The organism is Niabella pedocola (assembly GCF_021044425.1).
GTDB classification, from domain to species: Bacteria; Bacteroidota; Bacteroidia; order Chitinophagales; family Chitinophagaceae; genus Niabella; species Niabella pedocola.
In genome coordinates this window covers 177,929-194,347 of the sequence record NZ_JAJNEC010000005.1, presented here as the reverse complement: position 1 = coordinate 194,347, position 16,419 = coordinate 177,929, and the positions used below count along the sequence as shown (strand labels likewise).

Sequence of the window (16,419 nt, the reverse complement as noted above, 5' to 3'; positions counted from 1 at the left end):
AACGTAGCAGTGTACCCGGGGGCTGTTAGATGGGCATCCGAACGCACCATTCTTTTGAGCAGCACCCGTAAGCACCCGGAAAACAAAGCGCTATTTTTCAACGCCGCCCCGGCGTTCGGGATCTTTTATTTCCGGCCATGCCGATGGTTTACCGTTTACAACCGGTAGTACCCGCTGATCGCGGTTGGCCGTCTGAGGATCTTCTGATGCCATATAAGCCAGTACAGCCGTAAGGATCACATTATTCTTTACTTCATCAAAAACGATCTTATCATAGGTGTCCCGGTTGGTATGCCAGGTATAGCCGCCGTAGCCCCAGCTCAATGAGCTGAGCATAAATGCCGGCACGCCTGCAGCTACAAAAGACGCATGATCCGATCCGCCGCCACCGGGCATTCCGGGGAAGCTGGTTTCAATACCTGTGGTGATCTTTTTAGGAGCGGCGGACAGCCACCGGCCCAGGTAGTCGTATGCATTTACAAAACCCTGGCCGCTGATATTGGCAATACGTCCGGTACCATTATCCTGGTTAAATACCGCCTGGATGTTTTGTACGATTTGCGGATTGTCTTTTACAAAGGCGCGGGAACCGTTCAGTCCCTGTTCCTCGCTTCCCCACAAACAAACCAGTATGGTGCGTTTGTTGTTGGGGTATAATTTTTTTAATACCCGTATCGTTTCCATCATGGTAATGGTACCCGTACCATTATCGGTGGCTCCCTGGGCGCCGTCCCAGGAATCGAAGTGTGCTGAAAGCACTACATATTCATTGGGCTTTTCCTTCCCCTCGATGCGACCCACAATATTGAAGGTTGGAACCATGCCCAGCTCTTTGGATTGTACATGGATCCGGATGCGGGGTGCTAACCCGTTTACCGCCATCCTGTATAACATGCCATAGTCTTCCACCGCAATATCGATGGTCGGGATCTTTTTGGTACGCGCCCCAAAAATACGGTTAGCGCCCATAATGCCCGTCCAGTTTGAAATGGCAATGGCCGCAGCCCCGGATTTTTCCAGGGCCTCCGGCAATGTATTGGCTGTATACCCGGTATTGGCCATAGATTTACGGAAGGCTTCTGCATCGCCGGCCCGTTCCCGCATCATCTTCTCATACAATTCCGGGGTGGCAAATTCCTTGATCTGGTAATCGGGCCGGCCGGAGCGCTGGTATTGGGAGATCAATACCACTTTCCCTCTTATCGTTTTTAACCATTCGGCAAATGCATCCGCATTGTTTACAGGGGGCAAAACCACTACCTCGCCCTGTACCGGTGTTTTGGTTGCAGGGCTCCAGGCCAGTTGTGTGGCTTCGAGGCTTTTGATGCGTGGGGCGATCATCTCTACCTGTGAAATGCCCCGCTGCCATCCGCGCCATTCACCAAACGATTGTTTGCTCCCGCTGATGCCCCAGCTTTGAAATTTCGCGATCGCCCAATCGCCGGCTTTTTGCATTTCGGGTGTGCCTACCAGACGGGGACCAATACCATCCAGCAGCTCGCCCGCCAGTTTTTCCAATTGGGAGTGCTGCTGCACCTCATCAACAATCTTTTCCACTATAGGTAACAGGGGCTCGCGGCTCTGCGATGCTGGTTGTGCATGCAGGAACGGGCTGGTTAGTAAAAAAACCAGGCAAAAAAGCAGGGACGTGTATCGGGTCATATAGAAAATATTTGTATAACGTTGGCCCGGATGCATAAACGGTACTGGTATCGTTGCAGTCATTTGAACCCGTACAGGCCTTGCAGCTGATTGATTGAAAATAACCAGCGCCACTACGGCGTGTTGTTTATGCATGCGCGCTGCACCAATATAGGCACTTTCGGTTAAAAAATAAAAAGCTGTACCTTTAAAGGGCATTATTAAGGCATGAAAACACTATTGATAACCGGTACTGCCTTGTGGTGTTTTAAACATGAGGTTTTAACGCGTGGCAAAGATCGCGGTGGGGGAATCCGTATTACCGGTGGTCCGCCATTTCATCAACATGCAACGGATATTGCACTTACCGAAAAATCCATCGAATTATCGGGCAATGAATACTATTCGGTTCCGCTGGACCGGATTTCGCAGCTGTATATCGGGTTTGACGAATACTATACGAAAACGCTTATGCATAACTTTGGTTTGGGCGGGCAACCGTTGCGTATTGCCACCAGCAGCGGCCAGGTGATGTACTTTTTTATTGATTATCATTTTTTCGGAAGTGCCAATCAAAACTGGTTCAACCAGATAAAAGCACAAATTGTTTAGGCCATTCAGCAGTCAGGCTTTAGCCTCAAATAATCAGCAGTAAATGGTGCGCTTTGTAGCCCCGTTGGTAAACACCATTGGTTACCATTACATACCGCTGCTTAGCGCAAACCGGTAACCATCAAAGGAGCGGGGAGCTAGGAGCGGGGATCGGCCGATCCTTATGAAGTTCTTTTTGCGGCTCATTGTCCTTTGACGCTAAATGCCCTATTTTTACAGCTCATGAAACGCAAATATGTTCCACAGGTGGTAACAACGGCAGCTAAAAAAATGGCGTACCGTTTTTATCATTTTTCAGAAAAAGTATTGCAGCCGCCGTTTGACCGGTACGACTTTGAAACCTTTGACGTGATCAAACGGATATTAAAAGAGGACAGCAACTGCATTGATATCGGCGCGCACAAGGGCGAGATCCTTTCTGCTATTCTGAAAAGAGCGCCGCAAGGGCAACATATAGGATTTGAACCCATCCCATACCTGTTTGCCCAGTTACAAAAAAAATATGGCAGCCGGGTGCGTCTTTTTAATACGGCCCTTTCCAGCGAGGCCGGGGAAGCGGAATTTACTGTGTTTAAAGACCGCCCTGCGGTAAGCGGATTAAAGGAGCGGAATTTTCAGGATACACAATATGCCACTGAAAAGATCCGGGTGAAAGTAGAACGTCTGGAAGAAGTGGTTCCGCCGGAAATGCCGGTCCGTTTGATCAAGATCGATGTGGAAGGGGCGGAGTTGGAAGTATTGAAAGGAGGGCAGCGGATCCTGCAACAACACCGCCCCGTGGTATTGTTTGAGTTTGGAAAGGGCGGCAGCGATCTTTACGGCGCCACACCGGAACTAATGTTTGACTTTTTTGATGCCTTGGGGTATACCCTTACCCTGCAACAATATTTCCTGAGAGGCCAGCCCGGCTTTAACCGGCATGAGTTCATCGGTCAGTTTGAAAAAGGATATAATTACTTTTTTATGGCCTATGATGCGGAGCGGGAAATGCCGCATGTGCAATTGTAATAAGGAACCAGTGTTGCCCCGTTAAGGGCAGCAGATACGCAGATCTGGCACAGGCCTTAATCGTACTCAACAATAGCGCAGCGAAAGCGCTGCAGGCACCATCAGCGTATCTGCGGCAATGATAAAAAAAATCGTCTAAGTAAACGACATTGAAGAAGGAATGCGGATTTAAAAGTGATAATCGTCTTGCTGCTTGGCAATGAACAAGATTGTTGAGGCTTTAAATCTAATGCTTCTTGTTGGGTATTAGAATCCGGTATTTTAAAAGTTTTTAAGGTTGTTCAAATACCGCTTATGAATGGTCCATATCGCCCGAAGGTGTTTGATCCTGAAAACCCAATGGTGTATCAGTCTTATGTATCCTATACTGCTTATACTCGTATAAATCCTGGTACTGAAGCCCATTGGAAGGATGAAAGTCAATATGCTCCCCAGCAAATTAAAGAGTTTGATAAACTACCTTCGAAGATCCAAGCTATTGTAACACGGGTGCTGGAGGATAGTTTGCGACAATGGACCGGAAATGTTGTATGGCCGGAACCTCCGAAGCAATAGCTGGCCAGCACTATTTCGGCACGTATACCAGGTACTTTTCTTCGAAGAAGGGTTCGGTAAACAGGTCACTGATGGCCATTATATGCGGCCGGGTGCCGCTTTCAAAAATTTCCTGTGTAAGATCGCCGCCCTTCAAACAGATCAGCCCGGGGGCATGATCTCCTTTTTCAATCAGCCGCACCGTATGTTTGGCGGGGTCTTTCCGGATCAGCGGCCGGCTCCATTGCCAGAGATCCTTCAGCGGTGCTACGGCCCTGGAAACGACAAAATCAAACTTTTTGTCTTTTACGTCTTCGATACGACAATGCCGCGTCTGTAAATTTTTCAGGCCGATGGCCTCACTTACAGCATCTACTACTTTTAATTTTTTACCAATGCTGTCTACCAGCAAAAACTCTACCTCCGGGAAGAAGATGGCCAGCGGAACACCGGGAAACCCACCGCCTGCGCCCAGGTCTACCACCTGTGTGCCGGGCGGGAAGTGAAAAACCGCGGCAATGCTGAGCGAATGCAGCACATGCTTTTCATAAAGACTTTCGATATCCTTACGGCTGATCACATTTATTTTTTCATTCCAGTCGCGGTACAATTCTTCCAACGCCTTTAGTTGGTCCTGTTGCGTAGCCGTAAAATCATCAAAGTATTTCTGCACGATGTCCATACTGCAAAGAAAACGATTTTTAGCTCAGTATTCAGATTCGGGATTTGTGATGAAGGTGAGGGCGCTGCTTTTAGCGTTCGGCCGGAAGAGCGATGGCCGTAACGCCCGGCTTTGGAACTGCACACCCGATTTCCCGATTCCCGATTCTCAAATCTCAATCCTCGCTCCTGTGTATAACCCTGTTAATAATTGGTCCAGAAATAAAGATTTTTTTCTACCCTTTTTAGGGTCTAAATTCGCTTCCTGATTTCAAGGGACCATAACAGAATCTTCCCTAAAATTGATAAATTTAAGGTTGGAAAAATGAACCGCGAAATCATTGGTGTATAGCTAATGATAGCGGATTTTTGTCTTAAAGGGCAGAAAAACAGTTGTTTTAATATAATGGATTTAAAAGATGTAAATAAAGATCGGAAGCAGAAACGCAGAACGGCGGTTGACCTGGGAACGATGGTTTATGGAAAGGTACCCCCTCAGGCCAGAGAGCTGGAGGAGGCCATCCTGGGTGCCATCATGCTGGAGAAGAATGCGTTTGACGCTGTTATCGAAGTATTAAAAGCGGATTGTTTTTATGTAGACGCCAACCAGCGGATCTTCCGGGCCATGCAGTCGCTGGCGCATAAAAGTCAGCCCATCGATATCCTTACCGTTGTTGAGGAATTAAGAGGACGTGAGGAGCTGGAAATGGTAGGGGGCGCCTATTATGTTACCCGGCTTACCAACGCTGTTGTTTCCGCGGCGAATATTGAATCGCATGCACGGATCGTATTACAGAAGTTTATACAGCGCGAACTGATCCGGATCAGCGGGGAAATCATCAATGATGCATTTGAAGACAGCACAGATGTATTTGAACTGCTGGACGACGCCGAATCTAAACTATTTGAGATCACCAATTCACACCTGCGCAGTACCATACAACCGATCGATTCGGTATTGGTGCAAACCATACAACGGATCGAAGACCTGCGGCACCGCAACGAAGACATTACCGGTGTACCCAGTGGGTTTAAAATGCTGGACAAGGTCACCTATGGCTGGCAGAATACGGATCTGATCATCCTTGCGGCACGTCCTGCGGTGGGGAAGACCGCCTTTGCGCTGAACCTGGCACGTAACGCGGTGATGGATAAAAAGAAAGAACGCCCCACGGCGGTGGCCTTCTTTTCCCTGGAGATGAGTGCCGCCCAGCTGGTACAGCGGGTGCTGTCTGCCGAAAGTGAAATCATGCTGGAAAAGATCGCACGGGGTAAAATGGAAGATCATGAAATGAAGCAGCTCTATACCAAGGGTATCCAGCGGCTTTCACAGGCTCCGTTGTTTATAGATGATACACCGGCACTGAATATCTTTGAGCTGCGGGCCAAATGCCGTAAACTCAAAAATAAACACAATATCGGCATGATCATTATCGACTACCTGCAGCTGATGAGCGGCAGTGGCGATTCCAAAGGCAACCGGGAACAGGAGATCAGCTCCATCAGCCGGAACCTGAAAGGATTGGCCAAGGAGTTAAGCGTGCCCATCATTGCATTGTCTCAGCTAAGCCGGGCCGTGGAGCAACGGGGCTCCAAGGATGGTAACCGGGTACCGCAGTTGAGTGACCTTCGGGAATCGGGTGCCATTGAGCAGGATGCGGATATGGTTATGTTCCTGTACCGCCCGGATTACTATGATATGAACACCAGCGCCGAAGGTGAGGACCAGCGGGGGTTAACCGAGGTAAAGATCGCCAAGCACCGGAATGGTTCACTCGAAACCATTAAACTGAAGGCATTACTACATATTCAAAAATTCATCAGTTGGGAAGAAGATCCGTATAATATTATGGCCGCGCCGGGCAGCAGCTGGAAGCGGATCGATGAAGAAGAAGGCGGTGGTGGCGGCGGCGCCAAATTGTTCCAGGTAGAGAGCAAGATGAATAAGATGAAGGACGATGAGTTTGACGACCTGGAGGAAGCGCCTTTTTAATTTAGTTTAAGGTGCAACGTGTAACGGTTCATATTGAAACTAGTACGGCGGGCAGGCCTTGAACATTGAACCCTGAATTTTAAACCTTAAACAAAGCGCTGTTTTGCAGCTTCCTTTTTTTTATATCAGTCAATATACGCCCGGCGAAAGTAACATGGTGCTGGACGAAAACAATTCCCGTCATATCGTACAGGTATTGCGGATGCAGACCGGCGAAAGGCTGCATCTTACAGATGGTAAAGGCCATCTGCTTACCGCTATCATTGCTGATCCCCATAAAAAACATTGCACGGTAACGGTTTCCGACACCGTTTTTTCACCGCCCCGCCATCCGCGGGTTACGGTCGCCATTTCTTTACTAAAAAATGCGAACCGTTTTGAATGGTTCCTCGAAAAAGCAACGGAGATCGGCGTTGCGGCAATCATTCCCCTGATCAGTGAGCGTACGGAAAAAGAACGCGCTAAAACAGAACGGCTGCAGCAGATCCTGATCAGTGCTTTATTGCAAAGCCGGCAGGTTTGGTTGCCGCAGCTGCCCGAACCTCTGAAGTATGCAGACTTTATAAAAGACCGGGATTTTCATGCTGTTCCCCGGAAGTTTATTGCACATTGCGTGGAAAATGAAAAGTATTCCCTGAAAGACCAGCTGGCAGATGCAGACACTATTATCCTTATAGGACCGGAAGGTGATTTTACAACGGAGGAAATCGGCACCGCGTTGGCAAACGGGTACCAGCCCGTAACCCTTGGTGCAACAAGGCTGCGTACGGAAACCGCAGGTGTGGTGGCGGCAGCCCTGCTCTGTGTGCGGTAGCGCTGAACAGGACCGCCCTGGGTTTTGTTGACCTGATATTGAAATTTTATTTCTGTGAAAACATACAATGTGCTGCTATATGAATGCAAACAATCAACCCCCGTCATATCTGCGGGAGCTGGTAGAAACCCGCTTCCGGAAAAAGACCATGGTCTGGACGGTTCCGGAATGTGGTCTTTCGGCGGCACACCGGTTCTCTGTATCCTTCAACGATGGCAGCAAGGTATTTGTAAAGGCGGCAACGGATCCGCAGACCACCGTATGGCTGCACCGGGAACAGTTGGTATTGGCTGCTGTTCAGGAGCCGCTGATGCCCCGCGTGATCGATTGGATCGAAGTGCCAGGCGGCTATCCGGTACTGTTAACCCAGGACCTGAGTGCGGCCTATTGGCCGGCGGGCCACCGTGGGGTACATTGGCGGCGGGGCGATCAGGAACAAGTTTTTTCAGGACTACGGAGGCTGACCGGGTTACCTACTATAGCGGATCTCCCGTTGCTGCCTTCTAAACAATGGCTGCTTTGGCCGGAGCTTGCTGCAAACCCCGAACCGTTTTTGGCGCTGGAATTATGTTCGGAACGTCGGTTCCGGGCGTCGGTAGCTGCATTAACCGCAGCCGAAGCGCTTAATGATGAATCGGGCAACCATCTTGTTCATGGTGATATGCGCAGTGACAATATCTGTTTTGACGGGCAGCAGGTGGTGTTTGTAGATTGGAGCCATGCCGCGCAGGGCAGTGCCCGTTCCGATCTGGCACGGCTGTTGCCTACACTATACCTGGAAGGAGGACCCCGGCCGGCAACGATCATACCGGATGGCGGAAGCGCAGCAGCGGCCGCCTGTGCGGTACATTTCAGCCGGATCAGGCATGAACCTATGCCTGACTGGCTAAAGACGGTTTTTGTAAAACTGGTTGCCATCGAACTGGAATGGGCCGCGGAATGCCTGGCACTGGAAAAGCCGGACGGCATTTCCTGGCAGACGCTCGGATAACGCCGTGTGCCGGCTATTGATAACGACCGGGTACATTTTTATGAATCAAATCTATTTAACATGATACTGGGGAATGTGTGTTTTTTTGTAGCCCTGATGCTGGTAGCATTGATGGCAGGACTCTTCTTTTCGTTCAGCGTTGCGGTAACGCAGGGACTGAAGCAACTGGATGATAAAAGCTATTTATTGGCAATGCAAAAAATCAATAAAGCAATCCTGAATCCCGTGTTCCTGTTGTGTTTTATCGGTGCCCCCCTCTTTCTTATTGCTACCACAATTATCCGTTTTTTTGAAGATCAGTTTTTGTTTATGTGGATGCTGGTGATTGCGCTGGTGTATACGGGCGGCGTGTTTATGGTTACGATGTTATGCAATGTACCATTGAACAATTACCTGGAGCGGCAGGATATTGATCAGCTGGATCCGGAGGCGGCTAAAGCCGTGCGCTCCCGTTTTGAAACTCCCTGGAACCGGTACAATCATATCCGGACGCTGTTTTCCATACTGGCTTGCGGAATGATGATCTGTATAGTTGTTTTTTAAATCCGAGGTGCGGCAGGGATATAAGGCGGTTATATGTATCTGTCGTAAAAAGTAATATCTTGTGTCTGCTACATCTGTGTGAATGCATGGAGCCTTCACATCAAAAAACAAGAAATGAAATTATTTGGACCGAACGCCGAACTGACCGAAATCGCCCAACTGATCATGGCCGAAGATATTGCCGCTTTGGAACATAAAATGACCGGCGGACTTGACATCAATAAAAAGATCCAGATTACCGTACGGGTTGCCGAAACGCCGCTTACCCTTGCCCTATACGAAAAGAAGAAAAAGGTACTGGATTGGCTGCTCTCAAAAAAGGTGGAATTGAATAATACCGAAAATCCGGCCATTTTAGGAGGCTGTTCCTGGGGCGATGTAAAAATAGTAAAGCACCTGATTGAAAACGGTGCCGATGTCAATGCCCGGCATAAAATAGGTAAGTCTGCTCTGGGAGCTGCACTGTATGGTAATAACTACCACCTGATTCCCGTATTGATCGAAGCCGGTTATGATCTTAAAAATGATGGCAGTTCCCTGCGGCAGGCCGTCTCCAACCGCCAGTATAAGGCCATTGCGTTGTTGCTGGAGCAGGGGGTGGATGTAAACTTTTGCAAACCGGATATGGTATTTCCCTATAACTCCACACCAGTACATGTTGCAGCGGGGAACAACGACCTGGAAACGGTAAAACGCCTGGTAGCGCACGGAGCGGATGTTACGATAAAGGACCATTATGGAGAACGGCCGTATAACTGTGCAGCGGTCAATCAGAACGAAGAGATGAAGGCCTTTCTGAAAGCGCTGGAGCCCGAGCAATGGCACAACGAGGAACAACGGCTGGAAGCGCTAAAAAGTTATAAGTTGCCGGATGCGCTCCTGAAAATACTGCGCGGTGCCAACCGGCGGATAGAGCTGCCCGGTAATGAAAATGTACGGTTTATTGAATTCAATACAGTTTTAGAAGTGAAGGAGGTAAACTGGATGAAACATAAATTTTTAGACCTGCTGAGTGCTGTGGATAATTACAGCAGCGACGGTTTTTTGGTGTGGTATCCCAAAAAGAAATGCTTTGCTTTTGCAGACTATGAGCACCAGGAGTTCAAGGAACTGTGTAGCGTTAAAGAATTCTTTGCAGACCCTTCCGCACAGATCGATAAAATATTTGAGTGAGGGGCACTATTTGCTTTTAGCGGGGAACTATGCCCCCGGGTTGAGAATGCGCACTCTTTTCCCCCGTCTGCCATGAACAATAAAAAAGTAAATTTGCAAGAGTGCATACCTTTACAATCTTAAAACAACAACCATGTCTATAACCAAGGAATCGGAGCTGACCGGTATGCAACATGCAGGAGAAGCGGTTGCATATACATTAAAACAAATGATGGACTATGCCCGGCCGGGAATGAGCACAAAAGAGCTGGACGATTACGGAGCTGCGATACTCTCAGGTTTTGGTGCAAGACCCGCTCCGAAGCTAACCTACGGATTCCCGGGATGTGCCTGCATCAGTGTTGATCATGAATTCTGTCATGGTATACCGTCCGTTAAACGGATATTAAGGGAGGGTAGCCTGGTCAATATTGATGTATCGGCTGAGCTGAACGGCTTTTGGGCAGATAACGGCGCCTCCTTTGTTCTTGGAAACGACATCCATCAACATCAGCCATTGGTGGAGGCATCCCGTGCCATACTGAAACAGGCGCTTGAACACATTAAAGGCGGGGTTAAGATTGCCGATGTGGGACATATCATGGAAACCGCAGCTAAAAAGAAGGGGTTCCTGGTCATTAAAAATCTCGGCGGGCATGGCATCGGCAGAGGACTGCACGAACAGCCGGAAGAGTTGCTCAATTACAAAAACCGGTTTGACCAACGCCGGTTTAAAAAGAACTCCGTTGTGGCCATTGAAACATTTATTGCTACCACATCCTCCTATGCAACAGAACTGAATGACGGGTGGACGCTGGTTGGAAACAACGGCGGGTATATGGCCCAACATGAGCATACCATCGTAGTAACGGGTGGCAAACCCATTATACTAACGGAAATCAACGGAATATTTAACTAGTCGCCAGCACCGTGTCTGTTGATTAATATTCCGCTTGCTTTATTTTCCTTTTATTATTTTCCGGTGGTGTAAGCCCCATTGTTGCAATGCATCTGCGATGGGAATAAGTGTTTGCCCGTATGTTGTGAGGGTATAGGTAACGGTAACCGGCCGGGTGTTTTGGACGGTACGGGTTACGATTTTATTTTCTTCAAGTATTTTCAACTCTTTTGAAAGCATCTTCGCCGATATGCCGGTGATTTCTTTTTCCAGTTTTTTGAAATGCAGCAATTCTTTTGGCCGGCAGCTGATATGCAGTACGATCAAAAGTTTCCACTTGCCTCCTAAAAGTTCAAGACTGTCCCTTAGTGCAAGCAGGTTCTGGATACATTCTGGCCTTGTTTTTTCTGGTCTTTTTATATGCATAGTTACTTCCAGGTAAGTGGTTACCTCCGGTTAACGGATAATGAAAGTAAAGTAATTCGCTGATACTTTTGGTGATACAAATTCTTTTTATGAAAATAACAGTATACGCAAATGTTTCTGCAAATGGAAAACTACTCCTGTCTGAAAATGCCGGTCATGAAGTGCCGTCGGAGATAATCGGCTTGTCCATTCAGTATATAAACCGTGTGGGGAATCTTGTAATGGGAAGAAAATCATTCGAAAATTTTGTAACCGCCTTTGGTGGAATCGACAAGGTGAGGGAAGTACTTCCGGAGGTGGTATTTGTTATACTTTCTTCAACTCGACAAACAACTGATGCATATCAGGTAACCAATAGTCCCGAAGAGGCGGTGAAATACCTGGAGGCAAGGGGCGCTAATGAAATGTTTATTGGCGGCGGTACAGAGACCTACAATGCATTCCTTGAAAAGGACCGGGTAACCGATGTGGTGTTAAATGTGATTCCAACGATTACAGTTGGGGGAATCTTAGGTACAAATGACGGGTTAAATATCCGGCTTAAGTTGGTTGCACAGGAGCAACTGAGTAATGATGTGCTGCAGTTGCGGTATAAAAAACTTTAATGATGGCAGCAGCGCCATTGCGGGATACCGGCACAGCTTGCTGAATGGTTTCACCTGTAACACTGCTTTTACAAAATCTTTAAAGGGATGTCCTGCGGATCATACGCCTTTTTCATCAAAGGAAAGAGTAACCTCATTTACATCCGGCGTCATCTTCCGGAGCTGAATACCGGCTGTTTGCAGCATGCGTTTGGCTGCAATAAAACTTTCTTTACTGGCATATTTGTCTGAAAGGTAAATCACTTCGCCGATGCCGGATTGTATAATGGCCTTGCTGCATTCATTGCAGGGGAATAAAGCAGTGTAGATCTTACAGCCACTGAGATTCATGCCGATATTGTTCAGGATGGCATTGAGCTCTGCATGACAAACATAGGGGTACTTGGTATCCAGGAACGCACCTTCGTTTTGCCAGGGAAACTGGTCGTCGCTGATGCCGATGGGCAACCCGTTATATCCTACACCTACGATCTTGTTCTGTTGATTTACGATGCAGGCTCCCACCTGTGTGGAAGGATCCTTGCTCCGCTTGCCAGACAACAGGGCCACGCCCATAAAATATTCATCCCAGGAAATATAATCGGTTCTCTTTGACATCTTGCTTCAATTACTGTAAATATACAGGAGATGCGGGACTCCGGGGAATTTGAAAATATGAAGACGTAGGAATGTGAAAATGAGCCGTCAGCATTCAGCAATCAGTCTTCAGCTGATTACGTCCGGGATCGATGAACTGAAATCTATGGCAGGTTTCCTCTGTGTCCATGTCCCCGAAAGGCAATGGTGAATGGTCAATTGTGAACATACATTGAGTATTAAACAGTAATTGAACCTGTAGCATTCAACCAGAAATCTGCGTTCTGCGTTTGGCGTTCTGCGTTTAGCCAGTTGTTATATTTGCATAAACCCCATTACCATGAAGGCAATCCACAATGCCGTTATTTATACCGGCAGTGAAGTGTTAACAGAACATTGTATCCTTATAAACGAAGGCCGGATCGTTGCTGTGCAAAAAGAAGTGCCGGAGACGGCCGAACCGGTTGAGCTCAAAGGCAAAAATATTTCCGCAGGCTTTATCGATATCCAGCTAAACGGGGGCACCGGGCGTTACTTTTCAAAAAATCCGGACCTGGAAACCCTTGAGGATATGTACCAGGCCAGCAGGGCCTATGCTACGCCTTTTTTCCTGACCACCCTGATCAGTTCCCCGCAGGAAACCATACGCACTGCCATTGATGCCATCCGCCGGTTTAACGAAACACAACCCGGCACCCTGGGCATGCACCTGGAAGGACCGTTTATGAACCCGGCAAAAAAAGGAGCGCATAATGAACAGATCATCCGCAAACCCACGGACCGCGAACTGGATGAAATCATTGCATTGGGCCAGGGGGTGATACAGGTTATGACCATCGCCCCGGAATGTTTTACCGATGTACAGCTGGAACGCCTGCTCAATACCGGTATTGTGTTGTCGGCGGGTCATTCAATGATGAATTACGAACAGGCGCAACGTTATTTCGCGATGGGCATTCGCCTGGTTACGCATCTTTATAACGCCATGACTCAACTGGGGCACCGGGAATGCGGCCTGGTGGGGGCTACTTTTGATAACGAAGCGGTCTATGCACCTATTATACTGGACGGAGGGCACTGTCATTACGCGGCTGCCCGGGTTGCGTACCGGCAGAAAAAAGACCACCTGTTCCTCATCAGCGATGCATCCTTCCTGGGACGCCGGAAAACGCGTTTCGATTGGGAGGGGCTGGATATTGAAATGATCGATGGCTATTACCGCGATAAAGCAGGCAGTTTAGCCGGGGCAGCGATATCAATGCCCGAGGCCATGAAGAACGCCGTGGATTTCGTGGGTGTTTCCTTACAGGAGGCTGTAGAGATGGCTACCTGCCGGCCGGCACGGGCCATACGGATGGATGACCGCATCGGGTTTATAAAAAAGGGTTACCCGGCGGTTTTTTCGGTGTTTGATGATGCGCTGACCTCCTATGAAACACTGGATCTTTCCTGAAGCCGGGGTAATGGCCACAGAAGCACTGAGACACTGAAGCGTTGAATTTTTTTTATTTAATTTGGGACTGAATCGAAATGGATCAAAGCACGGTACTTCGATAAATAACCGGCAACGAACGTATTCGTGGCTTTTGCAGTCGCTTTACGTCTTTGCCCCTCAGCATCGTTGCGTGAAACGGGGCAGCGCACACACCGGAGCCATGAAAAGATTATAAATTCCCGGAACAGCCGTCTTTATTTCGGATTTATGTCTTTGACCCCTATACCTGGTATTTAAATTTCTGTGTTTCAGTGCTTCTGAGGCATTCCTTCCGGGAAAGGAAAACTCCTCCATAAAGGGAATATTTATGTATTTTTGCAGCATAATCGGATGCGAATGGCAATAACTCCTGGACCACTTTTGCAGCAAGTGAATACACCTGCGGATCTTAAAAAGATACCGGAAGATAAACTTCACGAATTTTGCGATGAACTCAGGCAATACATTATTGATGTAGTAAGTGTACATGGCGGGCATTTTGCTGCCAGTTTAGGGGTGGTGGAACTGACCACGGCCCTGCACTATGTATACAATACACCGGAAGATCTCCTGGTTTGGGATGTGGGGCATCAGGCCTATGGGCATAAAATTATTACCGGCCGCCGGGATCGCTTTGAAACCAACCGGAAGTATAACGGGTTGAGCGGGTTTCCCAAGATCGCGGAAAGCGAATATGATACCTTTGGAGTGGGACATTCCTCCACGTCTATTTCGGCGGCTTTGGGTATGGCGATTGCGGCAAAATACAAAGGTGAAAAGGATCGTAAGGTGGTGGCTGTGATCGGCGATGGTTCCATGACGGCAGGGATGGCTTTTGAAGCCATGAATCACGCAGGTGTATCCAATACCGATATGCTGATCATCCTGAATGATAATGGCATCGGCATTGATCCGAATGTAGGGGCATTAAAAGAGTACCTTACCGATATTACCGTTTCTCCAAAGTACAATAAATTTAAAGATGATGTTTGGAATGCCTTGAATAAACTGCCGGTGGGCAAAAGCATTTCCAAGAGCATTGCGCATAAACTGGCGGAAGGGCTAAAGGGCATGCTGAACAGCAACTCGAATCTTTTTGAGTCGCTGAAGCTGCGGTATTTCGGGCCTATCGACGGGCATAATATCACCAAACTGGTAGATACTTTAAAGGATCTGAAACAGATCGGCGGTCCCAAGATCCTGCACGTGATCACCACAAAAGGAAAGGGATATGCGCTGGCTGAAAAGGACCAAACCAAATGGCATGCACCCGGCTTGTTTGATAAGGTGACCGGCGAGATCATTAAAAAGACTTTTGAAACGCCCCAGCCTCCCAAATACCAGGATGTATTTGGTAAAACGATCATCGAACTCGCAGAAAAAAATGACCGCATCTTTGGAATTACCCCGGCCATGCCGTCGGGTAGCTCCTTAAAGTACATGATGGAGCAAATGCCCAACCGTGCACTGGATGTGGGAATCTGTGAGCAACATGCGGTTACCCTCAGTGCGGGTATGGCCACCCAGGGGTTGCGGGTTTTTTGTAATATTTATTCCTCCTTTATGCAGCGTGCCTATGATCAGGCCGTGCATGATGTAGCCATCCAGCAGCTGCCGGTGATCTTTTGTTTAGATCGGGCCGGGTTGGTAGGGGATGATGGCCCCACCCACCATGGTTGTTATGATATTGCGTACTTCCGCTGTATTCCCAATATGATTGTGAGCGCGCCGATGAATGAGTCGGAGCTGCGCAACCTGATGTATACCGCGCAACTGAAAAAAAATGAATTTCCTTTTGTGATCCGCTATCCGCGCGGCGAGGGAGTGATGCCGGAATGGCGCACGCCCATGGAAGAAATTCCTGTTGGTAAGGGCCGCCGGTTAAAGGAAGGAAAAGATATTGCCATCCTGAGCTTTGGCCACCCGGGCAATTTTGCAGCATCCGCGATCCGTACCCTGCACCAGGACGGCATTTTACCCGGACATTACGATCTGCGTTTTGCAAAACCGCTGGATGAAGCATTGCTTCACGAAGCCTGTCAAAAATATCCCAAACTGGTTACGGTAGAAGATGGAACCGTTATCGGTGGCATCGGTGCCGCGGTACTCGAATTTATGGCCAAACACGGTTATAAAAACGAGGTACGGATCCTGGGGATTCCTGATCGTCTTGTAGAGCATGGCACACCCAAGGAGCTGCACCGGGAATGTGGTTATGATGCCGAAGGTATTATAACTGCTGTGCGCGAAATGATGCGCGAGAAAATAACGGTTACAACGGAAGGATTTTCAAGCGTGAGCTAAAGGTCCGTTCCAGGTTAAATGTTCAACGTTTCAGGTTGAATTTCGTTTAATGCCTGGAATAGAATCCATGTCGCTCAACGGGATCCACTGATAGATGAAACCTGAAGATGGACCATGGGATTTTCATTTTCAAATCTTCAAATTCAGTCCAGAACCAACTGATAACTGACTGCTGATAGCTAATAGCT

General features: G+C 48.2%; 16 protein-coding genes. 12 read left to right on the top strand and 4 right to left on the bottom strand.

Annotation, left to right across the window (positions count from 1 at the left end; translation table 11 throughout):
* Positions 1 to 90: 90 nt before the first annotated feature.
* A complete protein-coding gene (locus LQ567_RS08480; RefSeq protein ID WP_231004071.1) occupies positions 91 to 1,662 on the bottom strand; it encodes a M20/M25/M40 family metallo-hydrolase in 1,572 nt (523 codons plus the stop codon).
* Between the two features lie 207 nt (positions 1,663 to 1,869).
* On the opposite strand from LQ567_RS08480, the gene LQ567_RS08475 reads away from it, so the two are divergent.
* From LQ567_RS08475 to LQ567_RS08465, 3 genes are all read left to right on the top strand, one after another.
* Positions 1,870 to 2,253: a hypothetical protein gene (locus LQ567_RS08475; protein WP_231004070.1), complete on the top strand. Its 384-nt coding sequence runs from the start codon at positions 1,870 to 1,872 to the stop codon at positions 2,251 to 2,253.
* 222 nt (positions 2,254 to 2,475) lie between these two features.
* Positions 2,476 to 3,261, top strand: a complete 786-nt coding sequence (locus LQ567_RS08470; protein WP_231004069.1) for an FkbM family methyltransferase — start codon at positions 2,476 to 2,478, stop codon at positions 3,259 to 3,261.
* Positions 3,262 to 3,555: 294 nt separating this feature from the next.
* Positions 3,556 to 3,816 (top strand): hypothetical protein, encoded by a 261-nt coding sequence (locus LQ567_RS08465; protein ID WP_231004068.1) that lies wholly within the window; start codon positions 3,556 to 3,558, stop codon positions 3,814 to 3,816.
* Between the two features lie 10 nt (positions 3,817 to 3,826).
* Here LQ567_RS08465 and rsmG read toward each other — a convergent pair whose 3' ends face one another.
* Complete coding sequence (rsmG, locus tag LQ567_RS08460; protein ID WP_231004067.1) at positions 3,827 to 4,477, bottom strand: 16S rRNA (guanine(527)-N(7))-methyltransferase RsmG; 651 nt, start codon at positions 4,475 to 4,477, stop codon at positions 3,827 to 3,829.
* A gap of 384 nt (positions 4,478 to 4,861) precedes the next feature.
* On the opposite strand from rsmG, the gene dnaB reads away from it, so the two are divergent.
* The 6 genes from dnaB (at position 4,862) to map (ending at position 10,867) form a co-directional block, all read left to right on the top strand.
* Entirely contained in the window at positions 4,862 to 6,448 is a 1,587-nt protein-coding gene (gene dnaB, locus LQ567_RS08455) for a replicative DNA helicase (RefSeq protein ID WP_231004066.1), read from the top strand.
* A gap of 103 nt (positions 6,449 to 6,551) precedes the next feature.
* Positions 6,552 to 7,262: an RsmE family RNA methyltransferase gene (locus tag LQ567_RS08450; RefSeq protein WP_231004065.1), complete on the top strand. Its 711-nt coding sequence runs from the start codon at positions 6,552 to 6,554 to the stop codon at positions 7,260 to 7,262.
* Between the two features lie 79 nt (positions 7,263 to 7,341).
* A complete protein-coding gene (locus tag LQ567_RS08445) occupies positions 7,342 to 8,253 on the top strand; it encodes a phosphotransferase (RefSeq protein WP_231004064.1) in 912 nt (303 codons plus the stop codon).
* A 60-nt stretch (positions 8,254 to 8,313) separates the two neighbouring features.
* On the top strand, positions 8,314 to 8,796 hold the full coding sequence (locus tag LQ567_RS08440) for an anthrone oxygenase family protein (RefSeq protein WP_231004063.1): 483 nt from the start codon (positions 8,314 to 8,316) through the stop codon (positions 8,794 to 8,796).
* Positions 8,797 to 8,910: 114 nt separating this feature from the next.
* The gene (locus LQ567_RS08435) at positions 8,911 to 9,969 is read left to right on the top strand and encodes an ankyrin repeat domain-containing protein (RefSeq protein WP_231004062.1); all 1,059 of its coding nucleotides are present in this window, start codon (positions 8,911 to 8,913) and stop codon (positions 9,967 to 9,969) included.
* Between the two features lie 133 nt (positions 9,970 to 10,102).
* The gene (gene map, locus LQ567_RS08430) at positions 10,103 to 10,867 is read left to right on the top strand and encodes a type I methionyl aminopeptidase (protein ID WP_231004061.1); all 765 of its coding nucleotides are present in this window, start codon (positions 10,103 to 10,105) and stop codon (positions 10,865 to 10,867) included.
* Positions 10,868 to 10,906: 39 nt separating this feature from the next.
* On the opposite strand, the gene LQ567_RS08425 is transcribed toward map, so the two are convergent.
* The gene (locus LQ567_RS08425; protein WP_231004060.1) at positions 10,907 to 11,272 is read right to left on the bottom strand and encodes a winged helix-turn-helix transcriptional regulator; all 366 of its coding nucleotides are present in this window, start codon (positions 11,270 to 11,272) and stop codon (positions 10,907 to 10,909) included.
* A gap of 89 nt (positions 11,273 to 11,361) precedes the next feature.
* Between LQ567_RS08425 and LQ567_RS08420 the strand changes: the two genes are divergently transcribed.
* The gene (locus tag LQ567_RS08420) at positions 11,362 to 11,877 is read left to right on the top strand and encodes a dihydrofolate reductase family protein (RefSeq protein WP_231004059.1); all 516 of its coding nucleotides are present in this window, start codon (positions 11,362 to 11,364) and stop codon (positions 11,875 to 11,877) included.
* A 99-nt stretch (positions 11,878 to 11,976) separates the two neighbouring features.
* Here the strand turns inward: LQ567_RS08420 and LQ567_RS08415 are convergent, their stop codons facing one another.
* Positions 11,977 to 12,474, bottom strand: coding sequence for a deoxycytidylate deaminase (locus LQ567_RS08415; protein ID WP_231004058.1), 498 nt, complete (start codon positions 12,472 to 12,474; stop codon positions 11,977 to 11,979).
* A gap of 319 nt (positions 12,475 to 12,793) precedes the next feature.
* Between LQ567_RS08415 and nagA the strand changes: the two genes are divergently transcribed.
* Together nagA and dxs are read left to right on the top strand one after the other, a co-directional pair.
* The gene (gene nagA, locus LQ567_RS08410; protein WP_231004057.1) at positions 12,794 to 13,906 is read left to right on the top strand and encodes an N-acetylglucosamine-6-phosphate deacetylase; all 1,113 of its coding nucleotides are present in this window, start codon (positions 12,794 to 12,796) and stop codon (positions 13,904 to 13,906) included.
* 378 nt (positions 13,907 to 14,284) lie between these two features.
* Entirely contained in the window at positions 14,285 to 16,231 is a 1,947-nt protein-coding gene (dxs, locus tag LQ567_RS08405; protein ID WP_231004056.1) for a 1-deoxy-D-xylulose-5-phosphate synthase, read from the top strand.
* The last annotated feature ends 188 nt before the right edge of the window (positions 16,232 to 16,419 follow it).